The 24,228-nt window shown below is 64.4% G+C and carries 26 protein-coding genes; 24 read left to right on the plus strand and 2 right to left on the minus strand.

Going from position 1 to position 24,228, the window contains the following annotated elements; translation table 11 throughout:
* Positions 1-94: 94 nt before the first annotated feature.
* The 3 genes from AC07O0_RS12885 (at position 95) to AC07O0_RS12895 (ending at position 2,404) form a co-directional block, all read left to right on the plus strand.
* Positions 95-1,120 carry a LacI family DNA-binding transcriptional regulator gene (locus AC07O0_RS12885; RefSeq protein ID WP_494623536.1) on the plus strand — a complete coding sequence of 342 codons (1,026 nt, stop codon included), beginning with the start codon at positions 95-97 and terminating at the stop codon, positions 1,118-1,120.
* Positions 1,121-1,234: 114 nt separating this feature from the next.
* Positions 1,235-1,624, plus strand: coding sequence for a MerR family transcriptional regulator (locus AC07O0_RS12890; RefSeq protein WP_494623538.1), 390 nt, complete (start codon positions 1,235-1,237; stop codon positions 1,622-1,624).
* A gap of 93 nt (positions 1,625-1,717) precedes the next feature.
* The gene (locus tag AC07O0_RS12895) at positions 1,718-2,404 is read left to right on the plus strand and encodes a hypothetical protein (protein ID WP_494623540.1); all 687 of its coding nucleotides are present in this window, start codon (positions 1,718-1,720) and stop codon (positions 2,402-2,404) included.
* A 119-nt stretch (positions 2,405-2,523) separates the two neighbouring features.
* Here the strand turns inward: AC07O0_RS12895 and AC07O0_RS12900 are convergent, their stop codons facing one another.
* Positions 2,524-3,429 (minus strand): LysR substrate-binding domain-containing protein, encoded by a 906-nt coding sequence (locus AC07O0_RS12900; protein WP_494623542.1) that lies wholly within the window; start codon positions 3,427-3,429, stop codon positions 2,524-2,526.
* Between the two features lie 182 nt (positions 3,430-3,611).
* On the opposite strand from AC07O0_RS12900, the gene AC07O0_RS12905 reads away from it, so the two are divergent.
* From AC07O0_RS12905 to AC07O0_RS13005, 21 genes are all read left to right on the plus strand, one after another.
* Entirely contained in the window at positions 3,612-5,219 is a 1,608-nt protein-coding gene (locus tag AC07O0_RS12905) for an ABC transporter substrate-binding protein (RefSeq protein WP_494623544.1), read from the plus strand.
* A gap of 17 nt (positions 5,220-5,236) precedes the next feature.
* On the plus strand, positions 5,237-6,082 hold the full coding sequence (locus AC07O0_RS12910) for an ATP-binding cassette domain-containing protein (protein WP_494623546.1): 846 nt from the start codon (positions 5,237-5,239) through the stop codon (positions 6,080-6,082).
* Positions 6,083-6,085: 3 nt separating this feature from the next.
* Positions 6,086-7,057, plus strand: a complete 972-nt coding sequence (locus tag AC07O0_RS12915; RefSeq protein WP_494623548.1) for an ABC transporter permease — start codon at positions 6,086-6,088, stop codon at positions 7,055-7,057.
* Positions 7,058-7,059: 2 nt separating this feature from the next.
* Positions 7,060-7,923: an ABC transporter permease gene (locus tag AC07O0_RS12920; RefSeq protein ID WP_494623550.1), complete on the plus strand. Its 864-nt coding sequence runs from the start codon at positions 7,060-7,062 to the stop codon at positions 7,921-7,923.
* A 4-nt stretch (positions 7,924-7,927) separates the two neighbouring features.
* Positions 7,928-9,031: an ABC transporter ATP-binding protein gene (locus tag AC07O0_RS12925; protein ID WP_494623552.1), complete on the plus strand. Its 1,104-nt coding sequence runs from the start codon at positions 7,928-7,930 to the stop codon at positions 9,029-9,031.
* Complete coding sequence (locus AC07O0_RS12930; RefSeq protein ID WP_494623554.1) at positions 9,028-9,471, plus strand: gamma-glutamylcyclotransferase; 444 nt, start codon at positions 9,028-9,030, stop codon at positions 9,469-9,471. The genes AC07O0_RS12925 and AC07O0_RS12930 overlap by 4 nt, the downstream gene beginning before the upstream one ends.
* Positions 9,472-9,629: 158 nt before the next feature.
* On the plus strand, positions 9,630-11,000 hold the full coding sequence (locus AC07O0_RS12935) for an SLC13 family permease (RefSeq protein ID WP_494623556.1): 1,371 nt from the start codon (positions 9,630-9,632) through the stop codon (positions 10,998-11,000).
* 105 nt (positions 11,001-11,105) lie between these two features.
* Positions 11,106-12,281, plus strand: coding sequence for a glycerate kinase family protein (locus tag AC07O0_RS12940; RefSeq protein ID WP_494623558.1), 1,176 nt, complete (start codon positions 11,106-11,108; stop codon positions 12,279-12,281).
* Positions 12,278-13,642, plus strand: coding sequence for a S8 family serine peptidase (locus AC07O0_RS12945; protein WP_494623560.1), 1,365 nt, complete (start codon positions 12,278-12,280; stop codon positions 13,640-13,642). The genes AC07O0_RS12940 and AC07O0_RS12945 overlap by 4 nt, the downstream gene beginning before the upstream one ends.
* A 93-nt stretch (positions 13,643-13,735) precedes the next feature.
* Positions 13,736-14,209, plus strand: a complete 474-nt coding sequence (locus AC07O0_RS12950) for an RNA polymerase sigma factor (RefSeq protein WP_494623562.1) — start codon at positions 13,736-13,738, stop codon at positions 14,207-14,209.
* Positions 14,206-14,955, plus strand: a complete 750-nt coding sequence (locus AC07O0_RS12955) for an anti-sigma factor family protein (RefSeq protein ID WP_494623564.1) — start codon at positions 14,206-14,208, stop codon at positions 14,953-14,955. Before AC07O0_RS12950 ends, AC07O0_RS12955 begins: the two co-directional genes overlap by 4 nt.
* Positions 14,956-15,262: 307 nt before the next feature.
* Positions 15,263-15,520, plus strand: coding sequence for a hypothetical protein (locus AC07O0_RS12960; RefSeq protein ID WP_494623566.1), 258 nt, complete (start codon positions 15,263-15,265; stop codon positions 15,518-15,520).
* A complete protein-coding gene (locus AC07O0_RS12965) occupies positions 15,504-16,682 on the plus strand; it encodes an AAA family ATPase (RefSeq protein WP_494623568.1) in 1,179 nt (392 codons plus the stop codon). The genes AC07O0_RS12960 and AC07O0_RS12965 overlap by 17 nt, the downstream gene beginning before the upstream one ends.
* A gap of 550 nt (positions 16,683-17,232) precedes the next feature.
* Positions 17,233-17,943: a DUF2806 domain-containing protein gene (locus tag AC07O0_RS12970; RefSeq protein WP_494623570.1), complete on the plus strand. Its 711-nt coding sequence runs from the start codon at positions 17,233-17,235 to the stop codon at positions 17,941-17,943.
* Positions 17,944-19,212: 1,269 nt separating this feature from the next.
* A complete protein-coding gene (locus tag AC07O0_RS12975) occupies positions 19,213-20,148 on the plus strand; it encodes a hypothetical protein (RefSeq protein WP_494623572.1) in 936 nt (311 codons plus the stop codon).
* A 580-nt stretch (positions 20,149-20,728) separates the two neighbouring features.
* On the plus strand, positions 20,729-21,202 hold the full coding sequence (locus tag AC07O0_RS12980; protein ID WP_494623574.1) for a hypothetical protein: 474 nt from the start codon (positions 20,729-20,731) through the stop codon (positions 21,200-21,202).
* 6 nt (positions 21,203-21,208) lie between these two features.
* Positions 21,209-21,796: a hypothetical protein gene (locus tag AC07O0_RS12985; protein ID WP_494623576.1), complete on the plus strand. Its 588-nt coding sequence runs from the start codon at positions 21,209-21,211 to the stop codon at positions 21,794-21,796.
* Positions 21,793-22,494: an HK97 family phage prohead protease gene (locus AC07O0_RS12990; protein WP_494623578.1), complete on the plus strand. Its 702-nt coding sequence runs from the start codon at positions 21,793-21,795 to the stop codon at positions 22,492-22,494. Before AC07O0_RS12985 ends, AC07O0_RS12990 begins: the two co-directional genes overlap by 4 nt.
* Positions 22,491-22,718: a hypothetical protein gene (locus tag AC07O0_RS12995; protein ID WP_494623581.1), complete on the plus strand. Its 228-nt coding sequence runs from the start codon at positions 22,491-22,493 to the stop codon at positions 22,716-22,718. Before AC07O0_RS12990 ends, AC07O0_RS12995 begins: the two co-directional genes overlap by 4 nt.
* Positions 22,706-22,999 (plus strand): HNH endonuclease, encoded by a 294-nt coding sequence (locus AC07O0_RS13000; RefSeq protein WP_494623583.1) that lies wholly within the window; start codon positions 22,706-22,708, stop codon positions 22,997-22,999. Before AC07O0_RS12995 ends, AC07O0_RS13000 begins: the two co-directional genes overlap by 13 nt.
* Positions 23,000-23,115: 116 nt before the next feature.
* A complete protein-coding gene (locus AC07O0_RS13005; protein WP_494623585.1) occupies positions 23,116-23,505 on the plus strand; it encodes a hypothetical protein in 390 nt (129 codons plus the stop codon).
* A 253-nt stretch (positions 23,506-23,758) separates the two neighbouring features.
* Here AC07O0_RS13005 and AC07O0_RS13010 read toward each other — a convergent pair whose 3' ends face one another.
* Entirely contained in the window at positions 23,759-24,199 is a 441-nt protein-coding gene (locus tag AC07O0_RS13010) for a Ros/MucR family transcriptional regulator (protein WP_494624201.1), read from the minus strand.
* Positions 24,200-24,228 lie beyond the last annotated feature (29 nt).

A 24,228-nucleotide genomic window follows, 5' to 3' on the forward strand; every position in this document is an offset into this window, starting at 1 on the left:
ACGTTAACAGTGAACGTTATCATTCGTGATTGTCAAGACGATCGCCAGCACGCAATGTGGAGTGAGGATCACGAGCGAGGACAGCCACGCCGCCATGCGCGACTCCGTGGATCAAGGCGCCGGCAACGCGACGATACGCGACGTCGCGAAACGCGCCGGCGTTTCCATCATGACGGTGTCGCGCGCCTTCAGCTCTCCCAAGACCGTGGCGGCGGCAACGCTGCTTCGGATCGAAAGCGCAGCCGACGAGGTCGGCTATGTGCCGCATCGGCTGGCGGGCGCGCTGCGCTCAGGCGTGTCGCGCATGGTCGCCGCCATCGTTCCTTCGCTGGAGAACAGCTTGTTCGCAGCCTTTCTTCAGGGCCTTTCCGATGGGCTTGCAGAGAACGGGCTGCTGCTGACGGCCGGCGATGCCGGACGCCGTCCCGACGCGGAAGACCGCCTGATCGCGGAATACCTTACCCTGAAGCCCCGCGCACTCGTGCTGCACGAAACCGCGCACAAGCCGGAAACGGTCGCGCGCCTGCGCCGGCTCGACGTGCCGGTGATCGAGGTCGGCGATCTCGTCGACGATCCCATCCAGCACAATCTCAGCTTTTCCAACAAGGATGCGGCAGCGACCGTGACGGGCCATCTGCTGCAGCGCGGCCGCCGCCGGATTGGCTTCCTCACCTTGCCGACAGCGGTCTCGACCCGGGCCAGCCGACGTCTCGATGGCTACTACGCCGCCTTGCACGAGGCCGGCGTCGAGATCGTGCCAGAGCTGATCATCGAAAGCGCCGGCGGATACGAGGCAGCCATCGCCGCTGCCGAGCGGCTCCTCGGCTCCGGTGCGCGACCCGATGCGATCCTCGGCGCCGGCGACGTGTTCGCGATCGGCGCGCTGCTCGCCTGCCAGAAGGCGGGACGTCGCGTGCCGGAAGAGATCGCGATAGCCTCCTTCGACGATCACGAGATCTGCCAGCAGCTCTCGCCTGCCCTGACGGCCCTCTCGATTCCACGCCGCGAGATCGGTTTTCGCACCGCCAAGCTGATCGCCGGGCTCGGCGAGGGCAAGGCTGCCGGGATCGCCATCCGCGAAGACGTCGGCTTCACGCTTGCGGCGCGCGCCAGTTCCTGAGGCTCACCAGTCGCTGGCTTCATGCGGATGCCGCAGAAGCCCAGCGGCCGCCCTTGACAGCGGCCACGACAACTCCATATCTACACCTAACGTCAGGTTTATATGAGACTAGAATTGCCGTCGCTCATGCAGATTGGCGAGCTCTCCGAGCGCGCCGGGGTCAGTCATCGCACGATCCACTACTATGAGAGGTTAGGCCTGCTGGCGCCAACCGAGCGCGAAGGCGCGGGCTATCGCTATTACGGCGAGGTCGCCCTGAAACGGCTGGAGAAGATCGCCGCCTTGAAGCGCCTCGGGCTCAGCCTCGACGACATCGCGGCCGTGATCGACCTCTACTTCGAGGATGCGAGCGGCATCAAAGGCAAGGAGAAGGTGCTGGAAATCCTGCAAGCCCAGCTCGCCAAGGCGGATGCCCAGCTGCATGAGCTGAACGCATTCAAGCGCGATCTGGAAAGCAATATCGCCCGCATGCACACGCTGATCGAGCAAGCCAGGCAAGCATAGGCAGGAGGAGGTTCGGCATGAATGCGTCCAAAATCTACACTTGACGTTAGATTACATATTCAGCTCCCACCTCGACCCGAAGGAGTCTTCGACATGCCCCGCATGCCCCTCATCGCGCTCGCCACACTCGGCCTCACCGGCGGAGCCGATATCAGCCCTGCACTTGCAGATGTGCCGAAAGGAAAGGCTATGACAGCACCGATCCCGACGACCCGGCCGGCCACCTCCACCACTGAGGCCTTCATGCCTGCCGGATATCGCGAAGTTGCGCGCCGCGCCGTTACCGTGGACGGCGACAGCGCCGAACTCGTCCGCTATGAGCGCGCCGACGGTCGCAATGCCTCACTCGGCGGCGAGCATTTCAGCACGGTCATCGCCGCCAATGGCCGGCTCAAGGGTTTTGCCCGGATGGACCTCGATCTGGTCGGCCGCCCCCTGCCCTCCCGCGGCGAGGCCCAGGCCATCGCCATGGATTTCCTGCACGCTACGGCGCCAGACCTGTTGCCGGGGATGGAAATCAGCTGGATCGACACGCATGACGAGCCGCTGCGCGTGAACCGCAATGGGCGCACGGAGAACCTGACACTCACCGGCATGAAGGTGAAGATGCGCAATGCCGCCGACAATCGCTGGATGTGGGTCATCGTCGGGACTGACCGCAAGGTCATGGTGTTCGAGCGCGACATTCACTGGATCACGTTCCCCGGCCACCGCGGCACGGAAAAATGGCTCCACGACGCCTGGCTCGCAAAACAGGGGCAGCGCGCACGTCAATCCTGATCGTGATCTGGGCTTGCCCGGACGCCCGCTGCGATAGATTGCTGCCCTCGCGCCGAAGCATGAACGGACCCGCATGCGGACTTATCGGCAACGGGTCCATGCACGAACCTTCAAGCTTACTACGTCGTGGTGCCCGCATAGACCCCCGCCTCGTCGCGGAGCCAGCCGACGAAGGCCTGAACGTTGACGTTCTCGTCGAAGCGCTTGGGGTAGACGACGTAGTACGCGTCCTCGCAGCGCATCCGATGTGGACAAGCAACCATCAGCGCGCCTGACTGGATCTCTTCCCGGACCAGGAAATCCGGGAGGATCGCGACGCCGATGCCAACGATCGCAGCCTGGATCACCAGCGAATAGTACTCGAATTTCGGCCCGGCGATGCCATTGACACCGCTGGCGCCCGCATCGGCTAGCCAGTCGCGCCAAAGATAGGGCCGCGTCGTGTGTTGCAGCAATGGCAGGCGAGCAAAACCGTCGGGGCTGGCCAACGCCTCGCCGCCGATCAGCTGGGGCGCGCAGACGGGGATGACATGCTCGTCCATCAGGTGGTGGATGCGCGCGCCTGGCCAAGTCGGGCTGCCGAAATGGATCGCGGCGTGCGCCTTGTCCTCCTCGAAACTGAACGGGCGGATCTTCGAGATCAGGTTGATGTCGATCGTCGGGTGCTCGGCGATGAACCGCGCCAGCCGCGGCACCAGCCAGCGCGAGCCGAAGGTCGGCAGGCAGGCGACCGTCAGCACGCCGCCCTTGCGGCCATGCGACAGCAGCCTGGTGGTCGCGACCTCGACCCGGTTCAAGAGGCTGCGCAGCTCCTCGGCATATTCCTCGGCTGCAATGGTCGGGGTCAGCCGCTGCTTGTCGCGCAGGAACAAAGGCTGGCCGAGCAATTCCTCCAGCGCGGCTAGGCGGCGACTGACGGCGCTCTGCGTCAGGTTGAGCTCGGCTGCCGCCCGCGTGACGCTGCGATGGCGTGCGACCGCCTCGAAACAGGCGAGATCCCGGGTCGGCGGCAAGGTCCTGCGCACGGGGCTCGCTCCATCCCGCTCATTCCAATCCGGAATGATCTGCATCGGAAATCAGCAATGGGCAAGCCGCCCGGCCAGCCCTAGCCTCCCGAGCGAGGGAACGCGACACGCAGGTGGACACACACGCTCGGAACAGGGCGCGGGGCCGTCTGCTGGTTCAGAAAACAAGAAGGGGGAGGGCGATGAAGCTGGCGACGGCATTCGCGGGCGCGCTGATCGGGCTGGGCACCAGCATGGCCCTGGCACAGCAGCCGGTTCCGGAGATCAAGGTGCTGACCTGGCCCGCCGCCAAGTACCAGCACTATTTCGAGACCTCGAACTATGTCGCCGAAGGCTGGCGCAAGCTCGGCCTCAAGGTCACGCTCGACCCGCAACCCTTCCCCAATCCGATGCTGTCGAAATGGTTCAAGGAGCATGATTTCGACGTGGTGATGTCGGTGCTGTCGGGCTCGCCGCAGCGCTCGGAGCCGGACTTCTTCACCAACGCCCAGTTCAATTCGCGCAACAGCGCGCCGGGCGATTCCAATGTCGGCTCCTTCTCCAGCCCGAAGGTCGACGAACTCGGCGCCAGGCAGCTCGCCCTCTACGACGCGCAGGAGCGCCGCAAGGTGATCCACGAATTGCAGCGCGTGCTGGCCGACGAGCAGCCCGAGGCGGTCCTCGCCTATGTCGTCAACACCTTCGCGATGAACACGGCCAAGGTCGAGATCCCCGGCTATGAGGACACCTCGGACGGGCCGCGCTCGCTCTGGAACATGCTGCGCCTGACCTCGAAGGCCGGCACGGCGGTGAAGATCGGCCGCACCATCGACCAGGGCACCTTCAACCCGCTGGCGGCGACGATCGTCGAGGACTTCAACACGCTGAGCCTGGTCTACGACAAGCTCGTCGAGCTCGGCCCCGACGGCTCGCCGCGCATGTGGCTGGCAGAGGCGCTCGAGGTGGTCGATCCGACCACTGTGGTGGTGAAGCTCCGCCAAGGCCACAGTTTCAGCGACGGCAAGCCGGTCACCGCAGAGGACGTCAAGTTCTCCTTCGACTATCTGAAGCGCTGGGACGCCGCCTATTTCAAGAAATACTTGGAGAAGCTCGCCTCGGTCGAGGTGGTCGACGCCACGACGGTGCGCTTCAAGCTGACTGAAGCCTACGCGCCCTTCATCATCAACACGCTCGGTCAGGTCCTGATACTGCCCAGGCATGTCTGGGGCGACGTGGTCGAGAAGACCGGCATCGCCAAGCCGCAGGATTTCCGCAACGCGCCGCTCGTCGGCAGCGGCCCCTACACGCTGCGCTATTGGCGCGAGGGCCAGGAGATCTCGCTGCTGCGCCGGGCCGATCATTTCGCCAAACCGGCTTCCGACTTGCTGATCGTCGTCTTCGGCTCGGCCGAGCTTGTCGGCGCCGCGCTCAAGAAGGGCGACATCGACGTCTCCTTCCAGCCGATCGTGCCGACCGTGGTCAAGGAATTCGCGGCCGAGAAGAACGTCAAGCTGATCCAGGCGCGCTCGAACGGCCATATGTCGATGCGCTACAACACGGCGCGCCCGGCGCTCGCCAGCAAGGCGCTGCGCCAGGCCATGGCGCATGCCATCCCCTATGACGCCATCATCGAGGAGGTTCTGGGCGGCGATGCCGGCCGCAGCGCGACGCCGATCGTGCCGGTCAACGCCTTCTGGCACGACGTCTCGATCCCGCTGCCGGCCTATGACATCGACAAGGCCAAGGCGATCCTGAAGGCGGCCGGCTACAGCTGGGGCCCGGACGGCGCCCTGCGCGCCCCGGCGAAGTGATCGCCTCTGGTCCCGCGATGATCGACGTCCGCGACCTGACCAAGCACTATGCCGCAGCGGCGGGCTTGCGCTCGCTGCTGCCCGGCCAGCGCGGCGAGGTCACGCGGGCGGTCGAGGGCGTCAGCTTCGAGATCGCCGCCGGCGAGGTGCTCGGCCTCGTCGGTGAATCCGGCTCGGGCAAGTCGACCACCGGGCGCCTGCTGGTCGGGCTCGAGACGCCGACCTCAGGCACGATCCGGATCGACGGCACCGACAGCGCCGCCGCCCGCGCCCGCGACAAGAAGGCCTTCCACCGCCAGGTCCAGATGATCTTCCAGGACCCCTATGGTGCCCTCAACCCGCAGCACACCGTCGATGACCTGGTCGGCCGGCCACTGCTCTACCAGGGCGTCCGCGACCGCGCCAAGGTCGCAGCGAGCGTCCGCGCCGTCCTCGCGGAAGTCGGCCTCAATCCACCCGAGAGCTATCTTGGCAAGCACCCACATCAGCTCAGCGGCGGCCAGCGCCAGCGTGTCTGCATCGCCCGCGCGATCATTCTGGAGCCGCGCTTTCTCGTCGCCGACGAGCCGGTCTCGATGCTCGACGTCTCCATCAAATGGGACATCGTCCGCCTGCTCAAGCGCCTCGCTCGCGACCGCGGCATCGCCATGCTCTACATCACCCATGACCTTGCGACCGTCGGCGCGGTCTGCGACCGGCTCGCTATCATGTATCGCGGCCGCATCGTCGAGACCGGCCCGGTCGAGGCGGTGCTGTCGGCGCCGCGCGATCCCTATACCCGCACGCTGATCGCGGCGATCCCCTCGGCCGATCCCGACATCGTCCGGGTCCCGCCGCCCGCCCTCCGGCAAGCGGCGCTCTGAGCCATGGCCGGCTATCTGCTTCGCCGCTTCTGGCACATGGTCCTGACGCTGTTCGCCATGGCGACGCTGATGTTCTTCCTGTTCCGGCTCCTGCCGGGCGACCCGACCGCGACCGTGATCAGCCCCTCGCTCTATCCCAAGGCGCAGGAGGCGATGCGCCAGCAATTCGGGCTCGATCGGCCACTCTTCGAGCAATACCTGATCTATCTCCGCAATCTCTGCCTCCTCGATTTCGGCTTCTCCTTCCAGACCAACCGGCCGGTCTTCGAGATGATCCAGGGCCGGCTGCTCAACACGATCCTGCTGATCCTGCCCTCGATGCTCGCCGCCTACCTGCTCGGCGCCGTCATCGGCGCGATCGCCGCCTGGAAGCGCGGCGGCGCGGCCGAGGTCAGCCTCGTCTTCACCGCGACCGCGCTGCAATCGGCGCCGCTGTTCTGGCTCGGCATGCTCGCGATCCTGCTGTTCTCGATCAAGCTCGACCTCTTCCCGATCGGCCATATCGTCACGCCGGGGGCGTTCCCCGAGCAGGACTGGCGGATGTATCTCTCCGCCGACTTCCTGCACCATCTGGCGCTGCCCTTCCTGGTCAACACGCTCTACCAGCTCTGCTTCCCGCTGCTGCTGATGCGCTCGACCATGCTCTCGACCATCGGCGAGGACTATATCGAGCTCGCCCGCATGAAGGGGCTGAGCGAGCGCCGCGTCCTCTTCGGCCATGCCGCCCGCAACGCGCTGCTGCCGCTGGCGACGACGCTGCCGATGATCCTCGGCTGGGCCGTGGCCGGCTCGGTGGTGATCGAGACGGTGTTCTCCTGGCCCGGCCTCGGCCTGCTGATGATCGAGGCGATCAGCCGCGCCGATTATCCGGTCGCGCAGGCCGCCTTCCTGCTCATCGCCGTGCTGACCGTGCTCGGCACCTTCATCGCGGACCTGCTCTACGGTCTGCTCGATCCACGCATTGTCTACGCCTGACCATGCCGACCATCATCCTCGACTTCTTTCGTGCGGTCTGGCGCGGCCCCTTCGGCCCCACCGGCCTGGTGATCCTCGGTCTCTGCGTCGCGCTGGCGATCCTGGGGCCCGCGATCGCGCCTTATGATCCGGTCGCGCGCAATTACGATGCCGCCGGCAAGCTCCTGCGCCTCGCCCCGCCCTCCTGGCAGCACTGGCTCGGCACCACCCTGCTGGGCCGCGACGTGCTCAGCCAGATGCTGGTCGGCGCCCGACCGGCTTTGCTGGTCGGCGGTTTGACGGCGCTCGGCACCGTCGTGATCGGCGTCAATATCGGCCTGATCTCCGGCTATTTCGGCGGCCGCATCGATTCCTTCCTGATGCGGCTGACCGACATGTTCCTCGGCCTGCCCTTTCTGCCCTTCATCATCATCGTGCTCTCGCTCACCGGCCGCAGCCTGACGACGATGGTGATCGCGATGACGCTGGTGATGTGGCGCTCGACGGCGCGGGTGGTGCGCGCCCAGGTGCTGTCGCTGCGCGAGATGCCCTTCATCGCCGCCGCGCGCATCACCGGCGCCAGCGATCTCGCCATAATCTATCGCGAGATCGCACCGAACATCATGCCGATCGCTTTGGTCAGCGTTGCCTTCGCGCTCGCCTGGGCGATCATCACCGAGGCCAGCATCGGCTTCCTCGGCTTCGGCGATCCCTCCGTGGTAAGCTGGGGCTCGATCGTCTACGACGCCTATGCCTCGCAGATGATGTACCGCGCGCCCTGGTGGGTGGTGCCGCCGGGCATCGCGATCATGGTGCTGGTCTCGGCGGTCTATTTCGTCGGCCGCGCCTATGAGCAGGTCGTCAACCCGCGCCTGAGGACGGGCTGACGCCATGGCAGGAAACGAAATCCGTCCCCTGCTCTCGATCGCCGGCCTCTACGCGAGCTACGAGACCCCGCGCGGCCCGGCCAGTGCCTTGGCCAATATCGACCTCGAACTCGACAAGGGCGAGAACCTCGGCCTGATCGGTGAATCCGGCTGCGGCAAGAGCACCTTGCTGAAGGCCGTGATGGGCGTGATGCCCGGCAATGCCCGCATCGACGCCGGCAGCATCGCCTTCCAGGGTCGCGACCTGGTCACGGCCAGCACCGAGCAGCGCCGCAGCGTTCGATGGGCCGGCATCTCGATGGTGACGCAGAGCGCCCTCAACGCGCTCAATCCTGTCCTGCGCGTCGGCGACCAGATCGCCGAGGCGATCCTCGCCCATCGCCAGGTCTCCCGCGCCGAAGCCTGGCGCCGCACGCAAGAGCTGCTGGCCATGGTCGGCGTCGCGCCGGAGCGGGCGCGCGACTATCCCCATCAGTTCTCAGGTGGCATGCGCCAGCGCGCCATCATCGCCATGGCATTGGCGCTGGAGCCGCCGCTGGTCCTCGCCGACGAGCCGACCACCGCGCTCGACGTCGTCGTCCAGGACCAGATCTTCCGCAGCCTGCGCGAGCTCCAGCAGCGGCTCGGCTTCTCGCTGCTCTTGGTGACGCATGATCTCGCTCTGGTCATCGAGAATTGCGAGCGCGTCGCGGTGATGTATGCCGGCGAGATCGTCGAGACCGGCCCGACGCGTGACGTCATCCGCCGGCCGGCCCATCCCTATACGCTCGGCCTGAAGAACGCCCTGCCGCGCCTCGGCAGCCGCGCCGAGCCGATCGCGATCCCGGGCGGTCCGCCGGATCTCGTCGAGCCGCCACCCGGCTGCCGCTTCGCCGCGCGCTGTCCTTTCGCCTTGCCGCTATGCCGGAGCGAGCCGCCGCCGCTGGCCGCCATCGCGCCGGGCCGGCAGGCCCGCTGCCATCGCGCCGCCGAGATCGACGCGCTCGCTCCACTCGCAGCCCTGCCGCAGACCTGGGACGCCCTGCGCGAGGGGTGCGCTGATCCCCGCCCGAGATTGCAATGCGGCCAGCCTCTTCAAGATCCAACCCCGACATGGAGACCGACGTGAACTACTTCGCCTATGCCAACCTGATGGACATCGACCTGATCCGCGGCGTCGCGCCCTCGGCGAAAGCGCTCAGCATCGCCTGCCTGAAGGACTATGAGCTCTCCTTCGGAACCACGACGGATGGCGCCTACAACGGCGCGCGGCTCGCCCCCATCAAAGGCGCCGAGACCTGGGGCGTTCACTACGAGCTCTCCGACAGCGATATGGCGGCCATGGACAAGTCGGCGGGCACCGACAAGGGCCATTGGGCACACAGAACTATCGTGCTGCACACGGTCAGCGGCGAGGTCGTGAAGTCGACGACTTATGACATGCCCAATCCGTCGGGACCGGCCGGCGCGCCGGCGCACTACATCGAGCCGCTGCTCAAGGGCGCCCGCGCCAACAAGCTGCCGCCGGCCTATATCGAGAAGCTGGAGAGATTGCTGAAAGGCGCGTGATCGCCGCTCTCGGAATATTTCCGCTCGCTTCGGAATAAGCGCGCTCGCGCGACGTTTCCGTCGCTATGACGATGCTCTCCTCCTCTCCGCCCGCCGACCTCCCCCTGGCCGGCGGCCTTCGTTCCGATCACTGGCGCGTCGCCCGGGTAGCACTCCGTTTGGGCTTGCCCATCCTGATCGCCGGTGCTCTTGCCGTCGCCATCTGGCTCGGCCTGCCGCTCGATGCCCGGGCGAAGACGGCCCTGATCGTCTTCGCGTTCGCCATCGTCGGCTGGTGCCTGACCGCTCTCGATGACACGCTGATCGCCCTGGCAGCCGCCGTGGCCCTTGTGCTCTGCGGGCTGACACCAGCCCGCAATTTGCATGCAGCGCTCGGCAACGAACTCACCTGGCTGCTGATCGGTGCCTTCGTCATCGCGGCAGTGCTACGCGCCTCCGGCCTGACCGAGCGCCTGGCCTCGGCTGCGTTGAGCCATGCCAAGAGCGTGCGCGCGCTGTTCCTCGCCACGAGCGGCGTGATCGTCGCAACCGCTCTCTTCGTGCCCTCGACCTCGGGGCGCGCGGCGCTGCTGCTGCCGGTCTATCTCGCTCTGGCCGCCGTCATCGAGGACAGGCGCATCCGGCGGGCGCTCGCGCTGCTGTTCCCGACAGTGATCCTGCTCTCGGCCGGCGGGAGCTTGATCGGCGCCGGCGCCCATCTGATCGCGATCGAGATGATCCAGCGCAGCGGCGGCCCCGGCCATGGTTATCTCGGCTGGCTGCTTATCGGGATGCCGCTCGCCCTTCTGGCGAGCTTCGGCGCCGCTTTCACAATCCTGTTTGCTTTCCTGCGACCAGAGGAGCGGGCGCAGATCATCAGGCTGCCAGCGGCCGCGGTTGAGCCGCTTTCCGGCCGGCAGCGCTATGTCGGGGCGCTCGTGGGGCTGGTCGTCATCGGCTGGTGCACGCAGCCGCTGCATGGCGTCGATGCTGCGTTGGTTACGCTTTGCGGCGCGATCGGGCTGACCCTGAAGCCCTTCGCGCCGATCTCGATGAAGCAGGCGGTGAAATCCGTCGAGTGGCAGCTCATCCTCTTCCTCGCCGCGACCACACTGATGGGGCAGGCGCTGATCGAGACTGGTGCCGCGAGCGGCCTGCTCCAGCCTGTGCTCGCCGCATTGCCGCCCGACACCCTGGCGCACCCGGCGACGGTCGCCGCGCTGGTCACGGCCGTCGCCCTGCTGTCGCATCTGCTGATCACCTCGCGCAGTGCCCGGGCCACGGTCCTGATCCCGCTGCTGGCGCCGCCTTTGGCCGCGCTCGGCTATGATTTCGGCGCGCTCGCCATCCTCATCGTGATGGGGACCGGTTTCTGCCAGACGCTCCCGGTCAGCGCCAAGCCAGTCGCACTCTATGCCGATCTCGAGCACGAAACCTATCGACCGCGCGATCTCATCGGGCTGTCATTGCTCCTGCTGCCGATGATGGGCGCGCTGTTGCTCGCCTTCTCGCTGTGGATCTGGCCACTGGCCGGCCTGGCTCTGCGCTGATCGCATCTCTCGAAAAAATTGAGCCGGCAACGGAATAAGACACCCAGGCCGTCGTTTTCAGCTGCAGAGGCGTGTGACGGCCTCGGGATTCCGAGAGGATTTGCAATGACCCTCAATATTCTGATCGCTCCTTCCGGCTTCAAGGAATGCCTGGACGCCAGCGATGTCGCCCGGGCCATCGCCGAGGGAGTCAAGACGGCGATGCCGCAGGCCAGGACGATGCTGGCGCCGCTGGTCGATGGCGGCGAGGGCTTCACCCGGGCACTCTGCGCCGTGACCGGTGGCATTCTGCACGAGCGCGCCGTGACCGGTCCGGTCGGCGATCCCGTGCAGGCGTTCTTCGGCTTTCTCGGTGGGACCGGCCCGAAGACTGCGGTGATCGAGATGGCGGCAGCGGCCGGCCTGGCGCTGGTTCCGCGCGACCAGCGTGACCCGACGCTGACGACAAGCTACGGCGTCGGCGAGCTGATCGCGGCGGCGCTCGATGCCGGGGCGGAGCGCATCCTCCTCGGCTGCGGCGACAGCGGCATCAATGACGGCGGCGCCGGCATGGCAGAGGCGCTGGGCGTACGCCTGCTCGACGAAGGAGGCGCGCCGATCGGCCGGGGTGGCGCGGCACTTCGCAAGCTCGCCCGCATCGACCTCGCCGGGCGCGACCCGCGCCTCGACATCGTCCGGATCGACGCGGCGGTCAACTGGCACAATCTGCTGCTTGGCCCCCGCGGGGTCGCCCGCGTCTTCGCTCCGCAGAAGGGCGCGAGCCCCGAGCAGGTCGAGCTTCTCGAAGCGGCGCTCGAACTCTATGCCGACAGGCTGTACGCGGCGACCGGCCGGGATGTCTCGACTGCTCCTGGCTGCGGCGCCTCTGGCGGGCTCGGCGCCGGTTTGTATGCGCTGTTGGGCGCGACGCTCCACCCGCGTTATGACATCGTCATGCGATATCTCTCCTTCGAAAGCATGCTGCGCCGGGCCGACCTGGTCATCACCGCCGAGGGCTGCCTCGACGAGCAGACCCCGTTCGGCAAGATCCCGGCCGAGGTGGCGCGCCAGGCGCGCGCTCGTGGCATCCCGGTCGTTGCGCTGGCTGGTACGATCGGGCGCGGCAAGGTCCGGATCAATTTCGAGCATGGGATCGACGCCTTCGCCAGCATCCTCAAGCGGCCCTGCACGCTGGAGGAGGCGATCGCAGAGTCCGAGAAGCTGCTGCGTCGCGCCGCCGAGGACGCGATCCGGATGATCGGCGTCGGCATCCGGCTTCGGCGCGAGAAGGTCGCGGCATGAGCCGCGTCCCCCTTCGCTCCGCTCTGCGAGCCTCGCTGCTCGGCCTCGCGCTCGCCGGCGCGCCCTTCATGGGCGTGCCGGACGGCGCGGGGCGCCTCTTTCCTGCGATCGCGGACGACAGCGATGGCGACGACGGTGGTGACGGCGGTGGCGGGGCCGGCGGCGGGAGCGGAGGCGGTCAAGGCAGTGGTGGCGGCAGCTCGGGCCGTTTCCGCACCGGGGGCGAGCACCGGATCGACGCCGGTCGCCTGCTGCGCTTCTTTGGCGTCGAGGCGAGCCGGCCCCGTCGCGCCCAGCGCAGCGCGCCGCGCCCGGCCACTGTGGCGGTGCCGCGCGAGATCGTCGCGGCCGGACTGACGCAAGCCGAGCTCGATATCCTCAGTGGCGAAGGCTTCCGCATCGTCGCGCAGCGCAATCTCGGCCTGCTCGCCAATCTCACCGTCCGGCTGCGCGCGCCCGCCCGGTTATCGATGCAGCGCGCTCTCGAGCGCATCCGCGCACTCGCACCTGCAGCGCTAGTCGACCTCAACCATCTCTATCGCGGCGCTGCCAGGCCTTGCTCCGAGGAGCAATGCTTTTCACTGGTGGCGCAGGACGCCCGGATCGCAGGCGCGTGCTCAGCGCGCGGCGTCATCGGCATGGTCGATACCGGCGTCGACACCGAGCATCCGGCGCTCGTCGACAGGCCGGTTGAAACGCAGACGATCCGTGGCCCGGGCCATCTGGCCGCGCTCAAGCAACACGGCACCGACATCGCCATCCTGCTGACGCGCGGTGTCCAGAATGACGGCCGGGCGCAGATCATCGCGGTCGATGCGTTCCATCGGCGCGCTGGCAGCGACAATGCCGACAGCTTCGACCTCGTCGGTGCGCTCGACCTGCTGGCGCAGCGCGGGGTCCGCGTCGTCAACCTGAGCCTTGCCGGGCCGGCCAATGTGCTGGTCGAGCAGATCGGGCAAACAATGCATGAGCGCGGCGCCGTGCTCGTGGCGGCCGCCGGCAATGACGGGCCTGGCGCCGAAGCGCGCTACCCGGCCGCCTATCCCTGGGCCGTCGCGGTGACCGCGATCGACCGCGACGAGCGCATCTATGCCCGCGCCAATCGCGGCAGCCACATCGCTTTCGCCGCGCCGGGCGTGCGCATCCAGATGAGCGACAAGGCGATGCGCCCGGGCGTACCGCGCTCGGGCACTTCTTATGCGGCGCCGCTGGTCACCCTCGCCTTCGCGCAAAGGGCCGCACGCGAGGACGCGACGAGGCCGCAGACTTTGCTGGCCGCCCTGTCGGTGGAGGCGCGGGACCTGGGCGAGCCCGGTCATGACCCGGTCTTCGGCTGGGGCCGCCTCTCCTGCAACCCCTGACGCTACCGGGCCACGGCAATGCACGAGACCGGCATCGATCGACAGGGATATCCCGCACCTTCGCAAAGCGCGTCGTCGCCCTTCGCGACGGAGTTGATTTCGCTGCTGCCGCGCCTGCGGCGCTATGCGATGACGCTGACGCGCTCGACCAGCGAGGCGGAGGATCTGACGCAGGCCGCTTGCGAGCGGGCGCTGAGGGCACAGGCACAGTGGCAGGAGGGCTCGCGGCTGGACGCCTGGCTTTTCAGCATCGCCCGCAACCTCTGGATCGACCAATTGCGCAAGCGCCGGCGGGAGGGAGCAAGCGAGACGCTGGATCTGCATCCGGAGCTGCAGGGCGAGGATGGCAGGCAGGTCACCGAGACGGCCCTGACTGCCGGCTCGGTCCAGCAGGCCCTGGAGGACATGCCGTCCGAGCAGCGCGACCTGCTGCTGCTCGTCTGCGTCGACGGCCTGAGCTACCGCGACGCCTCCGACCGACTGTCGATCCCGATCGGGACCGTGATGAGCCGGTTGTCGCGCGCACGCCTCGGTTTGGCGAAGAGACTGGGAATGGAGCCGACATGACGAACCTCGCTGTGACCGACGAGGAGCTGGTGGCGCTGGCGGACGGCGAGCTTGCCCCGGACGCGGCCGAACGCCTGCATGCGCGCATCGTCGCCGACCCCGACCTGGCGGAACGCTTCGCGATCCTGGCGGAAACCCGCTTCCTGCTGGAGGCAGAGAGAGCGGAAACGCCGGCGAGGCCGGACCATCTTGCGGCAGCCGTCGCCACCGCGGACAGCCCGCCGGCTGCGGCGCGCCTGTCGGTGATCCCAGGAGGAAAGCCGGCGACCCCGGACGCGCCTTCGCGCCGCTGGCCACGCCTCGCCTTGCCGCTCGCCGCCAGCTTCCTGTTCATGGCTGGCGGGCTAGCGGGCTATCTCGCAGGCGGCCGCGGGCGGCCCAGCGCCGGTATCGCGCTGGCGGGGTTCTCCCGCGATGGCATCGATGCGGCCTTGTCGCAGGTCGCGAGTGGCGGGGACGTCAGCCTGCCGGGCGGCAAGCTGCGCGTGGTCGCCTCGTACAAGCTTGGGGATGGCCGCTTCTGCCGCGAATACACGCTGGCGCGCGCAGCCGAGCCGGGCTGGGATGCGGTCGACTGCCGTGAGGCCGGCAATTGGCGCACGGAATTCCTCGCCGCTAAGGCGCTGGCGGCGACCGGTTATGCGCCCGCGAGCGGCGAGGCCAGTGCCGAGGCGTTTCTCAGTGGGCGTGGCGCCGAACCCTTGTCGCCCGAGGAGGAAGGCAGGCTGCTCGGCGCCAGCAGATAATATGGCCGAGGGTGTAGAGCCAGCGCCCTTGCAATGGTTGCCGAAGCGCTGAGAGGGGGCTCACGAGCCGCGTCGCGGCCAAATCTCGCCGCGCAGTGCGTCAGTTCTCACCAAGTTCTTGGAAAAGAATGGCGCTCCCATGGGGAGCCAAAGAGCCAAGTGAAGACAAGTAGTTAGCAGAAAGTGGGACGAATTCTCGTCCCATGAAATCCTTATGCTTTCTATCTCACCTGTCCCACCGATTTTTGGACATCTCCCCCCACCCGCAATTCCGCCGGTGGGCTCGCTTCCACATGGAGACTGCGAATTGCAGGTCACCGAACTCTGGCCCGAGCACTGGGCCGGATCGAACGTCGTCGCGCGCTTCAGCGTGCGCCTTACCGACGAGCTCAAGCTTGTCGGCCTCAAACTCCATCGCAAGGACGATGGATCGTTCCGCGTGCGCCCGCCAAACCGGTCGGGCGCGGCTGCCTTCCACATTGGGCCGAAGCTGGCTCGCGAGATCACTGAAGCCGCTGTGGCGGCGATGACTGGAGGGCGTGCGCCCCGTGACGTTGCCAATTGAACTGACCGACGAAGAGCGCCTGGATTACATCCAAACGGCGTCACCGCTGATTTTTGGCGGCGACGAAACACCGGAAGAGCGCGCAGCGATTGTCGCTGAGTACACCTCAATGCGGGTCGCGATAATCGAAGCAGAAGCCGCGGCCGAGGCCAAGATTGAAGCTGCTCGAGCTCCCGCGATTCCCTCATCCCGCCCGAACTGGTTCCCGGCCGCCAACGACAATCTCAAGAGCACCGCCATCGACGGCGAAAGCCTCCTGGCGATGGAATTCGAGCCGGTGCGTTATGTCGTGCCGGGCTACATTGCTGAGGGGCTGACGATCCTCGGTGGTCGGCCGAAACTGGGCAAATCCTGGCTCGCACTCGATTTCGGTATCGCCGTCGCCAGTGGCGGCGTGTCGTTAGGCGTCCGCTGCCGGCAAGGCGATGCGATCTATTTCGCATTGGAGGACAACCGCCGTCGGCTGCGCGACCGGCTTCTGACCGTTCTGCCGAAGAGCGATAGGCCGGACATCGCCCGTCTGACGCTCGAGACTGAAGCGCCCAAGGTCAACGCGGGACTTATCGCGCGTCTAGACGCTTGGCGTACCGCTGCTTCGGATCCCCGTCTTGCAATCATCGATACATTCGCGATGGTCCGCCCCGCCCGCGGCCAAAAGCAGGATTCCTATGCTGCGGACTACGAGGCACTATCACCGCTGCAGCGTTGGGCGAGCGAGCACAACATCGCGCTCATCGTTGTCACTCACGTTCGAAAAATGGAGGCCGAAGACCCGTTGGAGATGATCTCCGGCACCAACGGCCTGACGGGCGCCGCCGATTCCATCCTTGTGCTCAATCGCACTTCCGACGGCCCGAAGCTGTATGGACGCGGGCGTGATATCGAGGAGATCGAGAAGGCGCTGCAGTTTGACGGGGGCCGCTGGTCGGTGTTGGGCGACGTCGCCGAAGCGAAGCGATCAGACGAGCGTCGCGCCGTTCTCGGTGCTCTACGGGACGGTCACCGATCACCCGTCGAGATCGCAGGCGCGATCGGCAAGCCTGCAACCAGCGTCCAATACCTGCTCGGCAGGATGGTGAAGGCGGGCGAAGCTGAGAAGTCCAAATATGGACTCTATACACTCCCCTCAGAGTCCTCAGACTCCTCAGAGTTAGATTCCTGATATCAATTTCCCCTCAGAGTCCAAGACTGAGGACTCTGAGGGGTCTTAGGGGGTGTATCTAGAATTGTCGACGTTGCACCGTTTTGCAGTGACCATAGTGTATCAACGATCCGCCAGCGGTTGTGAAAGCTGACTCGATCTTTCCGGTGTAACGGTTCAATCTAAAGCTCTGGCGGATGGGCACTTCACCGATGATATAGGAAGTCTCTCCGCTGATCTCAGAATCACTAGCGTTAACCGTGAACTCAGCACCTAGCCTTTGCCTCTTTGCAGTGCCCTTATTTTCCGATTGAAACGTAATCGTGTAGAACGTTGAGCCTCTGGTCGGCTCAATTGAGTTCTTCGTCGTGTCAAATGTTTCGATCCATCCACAATCGATATTGAGCGTGGCTTGAGCGCTGGCAGTGCATGGAGATAAAGACGCTGCCCCAAAGAGTATGGTTCGCTGCAACACCTTCGCCCAGCAAATCATCGGAAAATTCACATCCCTGGTTGTATCGCTTCAAGTTGCAAGCTTATCCTTGCGGCATCTGAGGTTGTGGGGATCGAAATGTCAAAGGGCGACGACGACAAGCCGCAGTTGCCGACAATCCGAGACAGGCTGTCAGAATGGTTGGGCGTCCAGCTTCCCGGTCTCCCTTCGATGCCGCAGACGCTCAAAAACTTAGACAAGGCGGTTAGCAACGTCGTTCTGTCACTGGGCGACAACGCTAAGGCTCGTATCGACGCTAACACGGGCAAGGTCCAGGCGGGTGGTAAGATCGGTGTTGACGACCTCGTCCGCAATGCAGAGGAGCGGCGCAAACTGGAGAACAGAGCTGCGATAACGCACATTGCGGTCGAAGAGGTTAAATCGAATCCCGGCAAGATCGACGCCGGCGCGGAGATTGAAACAGACTGGCTCAACACCTTTGCGCGAATGTCAGAAGAAAAAAGCTCAGAGGATTTGCGACTCCTGTTTGGAAGAATATTAGCAGGCGAGATAAGAAAGCCTGGATCTTTCTCATTGAGAACCCTTCAATTCGCTTCAGCTCTATCGAAACAAGAAGCCGAAATAATTTCGGGATTCTTTTCATACGCTTTAAATGGGTCTTTTGTTCCATTTTTGGACGATGAAAGCCGTGATCCAAACATCGCGAAAAGAATCGCAATGCAGGAATTGGGCTTGGCAAGCAATGCCAATTCGCTTGGTGGCCTAGCTTGGACGGCAACTATTCCGCCAGGAGGTCATGTTCCAATCCAGGCAACTCATTTGGGGTAGTAGTTACAAATAAATCTTCCCTTGAGATCAATCTCAACGTGTCATGCCAAGTGTTAAGTCAAACCGCAAAGGATCTTCTTTCAATTGCAACTCCGCCACCTATGCCTCAAGAATTTGCACGCGACGTTGGCAATATTATACTTAAGGATCTGAACTCAAAGTATTCAACCCAATCAAAATCAAAGGAGGTAGCCGTTGTGCTGGTCATACACGATCAGGCCGCCGGCAAGCTATTACCGTTCGAGACACTTGAGCTGCCTGACGAGGCTGGATAGCTGCATTCCCCGCCCCCTCCCATCTTGCCCGCCCCTCACCTGCCGGAACGGCACTGTCCACGAGCACGATCGCTAACGCAGAAAATCCTATGAGGAGAAAGCCGGAGCCGCCGGTCAAACGGAGCTCAATTGCCAAGCAATGTCATCTTCGATTTCCAATGTCACGAAGCGATACTCGTCCGCGAGCACTGGCGCGTTCGGCAGTGTTGACTTGGCCCAATAATATGTCGCAGCGCAGGCTAGTTCATAAGCTTCAAACAAGTCCTGCAGTACCGGTTGCTGTGAACGATCGCGAAGGCGATCACGCCACTGTGGGCGGCGGAGCATCAGCCGAGCGAGGCCAGATCTTCCAATGTTGGTCATGGCGCAAATGGCGTTTGGTCGACGCGATGAGTATCGCGCAGACATCAATGCCCGGCAATCATGTCGAAGCCCGTGCGCGCCAGCGCGCGCGAGGCTAGCGTAGGAAGATTAGAGGCAGGAGGACGCCCACTCCCAGCACGGCAACAACCGCAACCCTGATCAGGACGCCCCAAACGCCGCCACTTACCAACATTGCAGTCTCCTCTGGCGCGCATGAACGCGCCAAAGCGAGACTGGTTCCGGGGGGCACCGAAATCGCCGCACATGACATTAGGAGATAGACCTGCCTCGTTCTCACGCGCGACTAAATCGGGATTTTTGATTTTTTGATTGCGGTAAAGGAGCAACAGCCGATCGAATCCGTAAGGACCATCAAGTGGTTATGATGCGCCTTGAAGCTTATCCCCTTGATCCACATCTTCCTACTAGATGTAGCGGTTCCTTGACGTTTCGCTCGCTGAGGGACTAAATTTAGTGAGAGCCTCATAGCCGGCCACCTGGTCCGCTCTACCACCACCCTACCAACCACATCAAGAAAAGCCGCCAGCGCCCGCCTGTGGGCTGGGAAGCGGCCATCAATACTATGACGCCAGGCAATGGCGCTTTGAATCAACAAAGTCTTGGGGACGCCATGAATATCAAAGTCACTGCTGCCGGCGGAAAATCGCTGGCAGAGCAACTCAAAGCGCTGATCGCCTATCGCAATCGTCCAGAAGGTCCATTTGAAGCGCTGGGCACAAATTGGACGACCGTACCGACAAACGACAACGCCTCCCCCGATGAGATCGCAGACCTTCGCCATGAGCGGAAGCTGCTGATCACGCCGTCCGCAGACGAAATCATGAAGCACGTCGCGGCAGGTGACATTGAACGGAACGATGCGGGCCAGATCGTGCGCATTGGGAACCTGCGCTTCAGCGACGGAACGCAGGCTGAGTGGGCGTATCGGCGGCAGGAAGGCAGCACTAGCAAAGTTGAAGGCTACTATCGGCGAATGCCGGCAGGCGCCCTGCTCGCCAGCCGCGAAGAGGTTGACGTGGCCAAGGGCGGGCCGGGCTACAGCAGTGCCGAGTTGACGGCCAGCAATCGCTATTTCGCCGAGATGCTTGGAACGCTTCCAGCCCGCTTCATCAAACGCGTCCGCCGACCGAAATGGAAGCTCGTTACGCGTCACGATGCTCAGAGATGGCTAGACGAGGCCATCTCGAATACGCCCGTCATGCCGGCAGTCACCTACTACCCCCCCGGCCTGCCGTGTGGATCCAAGCGCATTTCGGACAGCTTCAATGGGATGAAGGTCGCCGCAACTGGACAGTCGGGCGCTATCGCCTGGCAGGACATAACCGGCGCCATCGCGCAGCGCGAGATTTGGGAAGAGACGCTTGCGGCGATGAGGGCGGAGGACGTGGCGACGCTCGAGACCGCGATGACGGCCCGCAGCTTTGCAGAGGTTGGCGTCGCCGCTGGTCAATCGCCTGCATACGCCGACAAAAGGAGCGGCGGAAAGCGCCGCCTGCTCGCCGCGAACGACAATCTCTCCGCTGCGCTGAAGAAATCTGCGGCGTGAGGTAGGGATTCAGCTTTTTGGGGGAGAGTATAGTGAGAGGGAAGAAATTCCCTCCCGGCAGACCCCTGACTTCAACGCCCTGGCTCATCGCCGGGGCGTTTTCTTCGGCGGGCTGCCACCGGCCGGCTCAAGTTACGACCTCGAGCTTAAAAGTTGAACGCGAGTTGCCCCGGGTGCGACCGCCAATGAGCACATACATGCTCCCGGCGGCCGAACCGGGTTCGCAGGTAGGCGCGAACCCGAACAACTTTTGACTTCAGCACGAACCTCATGCCTACGCCTCCGTCTTCTTCTCGACGGGGGTGAGCCCCGCCGCCCCAGCCCTGCTTGACGCAGTTCCGTGTCGCGTATGGGTGCGAATCGCTTCGCTCGAATAGACGTCGCCGGCGGCAACCCGACTTTACGTAAGCGCACGAATTGCGTGCATGCAACCTTGCTTCCACACGCTACCCCGTGGGGAGGCTTTCTTTTCGCCTATTTGATGCGGAGTGCCGCACCTCTCGCCGCGCAGAGCGTCCCGCTGCGTGGCCGCCCGGCGTTGAGTCTCTGGCTCCGCCGGGCACCCCATTCAGGAGATCATATGGAGCGCGCTTATAGCCAGCGCCTGGCCGACATCACTGGCCGCAGCTTTTCGTCATGCCGCCAGCAGCTTCGCTGCCTGCGCGAAGACGGACTCGTTCCGGGCCACGGCGAGACACCGACCGCCGCCAACGTCGCCAACATTGTCCTCGCGCTCTCCGCCGACACAATCGGCACGGCACCGGAGCGCGTCCGGACTTTATCCGCGCTTCCGCAAGCTTCGACCACCAGCCTCCCGCCAACAGCCGGCGCAATGCTCGCCGGGCTGCTGAACGCCTGCAAGACCGGACCAGTTTTTGGCTACTTCGACGTCGAAGACGGCTTCCTGCATCTGGGGCCGGGCAATGTCGTATTGGAGTGTTTAACTCTCGTCGGCAAGCGCGCCTGTGTCCGCTACGGCTCCGATCCGGCAGGCATTTCCAAAGCAACGACGATCCCGTTGCCGGTCGTCGCCAAATTCTCACACCTATTCTGAGGCATTATGAAGCCAATCGATATTCCGAAAATCAAAGACTGTTCAAAAGTTCTCGCCGGCCTGGAAACAAAGCGCGACGAGATCAGTCAGCTCATCGAAAAGAAATTTGCCGAGCAACTCGCTATCGGCGCTGAGCCAGACGACGCGCCGCCGTCGGACCCTGCCGAAGCCCGGGTGGCCGCTCTGCTCGGCAGACCGCCTGTCCCCGTTACGGGATCGAAGCGCGAGCGACTAGGCAAATTGACGCTCGAACTGTCGGACCTCCGGCGCGCTCTCGAAACGCTCAGCCAGCAGATTTACGTCGAGCGCAGCAAGGCCATGCGGGTGCAGCGCGCCCATGTGCGACCTGAGTTCCTTCGCCGAATGCAGGTTTTTTGCCGGGCACTCGCTGGCGTTCACGCGGCAAACCTGTCCCTCAAGGACCTTGAAGACGCCGTTGAAGAGGCGGGCTGCAACGCTCACCATGAAGAGCTCCGCGTACCGAACGGCATCGGCTCGCCCACGGATAAGAGCGGGCCGTTGGCCCGTTTCTTCAAGGAAGCCGCAGAAGCCGGCGCGATACCTGCGCGTGACATTCCGGCGGAGTTGCGATGACCATTTCTATCGCGTTGCCGCGCGCCGTCACCTCGTTCCGGCAGCGTATGTCCGGCAACGATAAGCCAGCCCGCCAAACCCCGTCAGCCCCAGCCGTCGCACGCAGGCGCTTCCTGTCTTCAGACGGTCGCGAAATTGCGCATCCAGCTGTACAGGGCTGGGCATGCTTTCATGGCCGGGCCTTCTTCGCCAATGACCGTTTCCGTGTCGTTCGCGCCGGTGGGTTCGCCAACACGCTAGAAGATGGGAAGCGGAAGGCGCTGCTTTTCGATCACGATGAACGCCAGGATTTTGGCGGCACAGATAACGGCCTCGAATTTGCTGCCTGTGCCCAAGGCCTGGCATTCCGAATGCCCCTCAACAACGACGCCGCAGGTCGCGCGATCTTCGACACCGTGATGTCGAATGAGCGCCCTTGCGTGTCGATCGGCGCCGATGTGACCGAGAAGAAAATCCGCTGGGCGGCTGGTATCGAATACGACGATTGCACCAGGGTCGCTCTTCGCGAAATATCCCTCGTGCCCGAGGGAGCCGTTGCTAACACCTACGCGGCGATTGTCGACCTGGACCAAGAGAATCCTTATCTCTTTCTCGCCTGCCGATCGGCGAGCTTCGCGACACAGGCGGCCGTGGCGAACGTGACGGCTCGCGGATCTCGCCTCGTCGACAAATTGCAGCGCCTGAGGGCGCCAGCATGATTGGCGAGGTTATCAGCGTCACACCATCCGGTGCCCGCATCCGGGCCGATGGTGAAACTGGTGCGGGGCTTTGGCTGCATCGTTCGGCCTTCGGCACGCATGAACCGATGCTTGGCGACCGGATCGAATACGAGACGTACGCTACGGCGTCAGGTCAGGTTTTTGCCCAGCATCTGAATGTTCTCACCGCCGAACAGGCGGAGGTCGCTCGATGTCTCGGCTGACGGACAAGCGGCCATGGCTTCGACTGTATGGCACGGCGCGCTGGAAGCGCATTCGCGCAAGCCAGTTGGCTGCTCAACCATTATGCGAGCGCTGTCTCGCCATGGATCTTGTAGAAGAGGCGACGGTGGTCCACCATCGCACAGCACATAAGGGCGACGAGGCGTTGTTCTGGTCGGGTCCGTTCGAGTGCCTTTGCGCCACCCACCATAATCGCGACGGCCAGCTCGAGGACCACGGCAAGGTCGTCGTGACGTTCGGCGCAGACGGCTGGCCGCTGTGACCCCCCGGGGGCACTCAATTCTTCAGAGGCACCGTTCCGCCCGCAACGGGCCGGTACCAACGCCCATAGCGCCGCAGTTGAAATCATGACCCCAAAAGGAAACTTAGATTATGCCAATGCCGCGTACGCCGCTGGCAAAGGCCCGTCTTACTGGCCGCGATAAACGCGATCCGGCCCGTTTTGCAGGCCGTAACGAACCACTGATCGATGATGACCTAGGTGATGCCCCAGACTGGCTCGTCAACACCGACTCGACGAAGCCGCTGGAGGCCTGGGAGCAACTGCGCTCGAGCATCCCTTGGCTCAATAGCAGCCATCGCGGGATCGTCTCGATAGCGGCGACTGTCATGGGCCGCATGATCGGCGGTCAGGAGGTCGGCATCCAGAGCATGAACTTACTCCGGCAATGCCTGGGCCAGATGGGCGCCACGCCAGCCGACGCAGGCCGCATCACCTTGCCCGATGCGCTTGGCGAGCCCGATCCGGCCGACGAATTCTTCGACTAGCTATCCCCGCCCCCCGCTGGCTTTTCCTCTGGCGGCACTTGGGCGTGGTTCCGCTTGCCGCGCGACGTGGCCCCTAACGGCTTCGCCGGTGGGTTCAATTCCAGGGTCTCTGCTGGTGGCACCACGATCGAGGCGGGTAGCGCTTCCGTGACCTGGTATGGAATGGCATGGCGCATCGCGTAGTTGTTGTCGCGATCGATCCTATAGTCGTCGACGTGGCGGCGAGCTAATCTCGCCGCCCTATCGCCTAAACTTAGCCCTTAGCCTTCGCGCGAGCGCGTGCAGGCGGGGTCTTCCGGCGCTGTTGGCCCAAGCCCATCTTCTTGGCAAGCTGAGAGCGCGCCTCAGCATAGGCCGGCGCGACCATCGGATAGTCAGGCGGGAGCCCCCACTTGGCGCGGTATTCTTCTGGCGTCATGTCGAACGCCGTGCGCAGATGCCGCTTCAGTGACTTGAACTTCTTTCCGTCCTCGAGACAAATCAAATAATCCGGCGTGATGGATTTCTTGACCGGCACAGCGGGCACGGCTTTTTCCTCAGGAACAGGTGCGGGAGCCTGCCCGAGGCCAGCTAGCGCGGCGTGCGTACTCGCAATCAGGGCGGCCAACTCGTTTTGCGGCACGCTATTGTTCGCAACGTAGGCGGACACGATGTGAGCCGCCAGTTCCACTACGTCCTGATCATTCTCCGACATTTTCTTTTCCACTTTGACAAAGCGATCGA

Source organism: Allobosea sp. GW821-FHT10B12 (genome assembly GCF_059415545.1).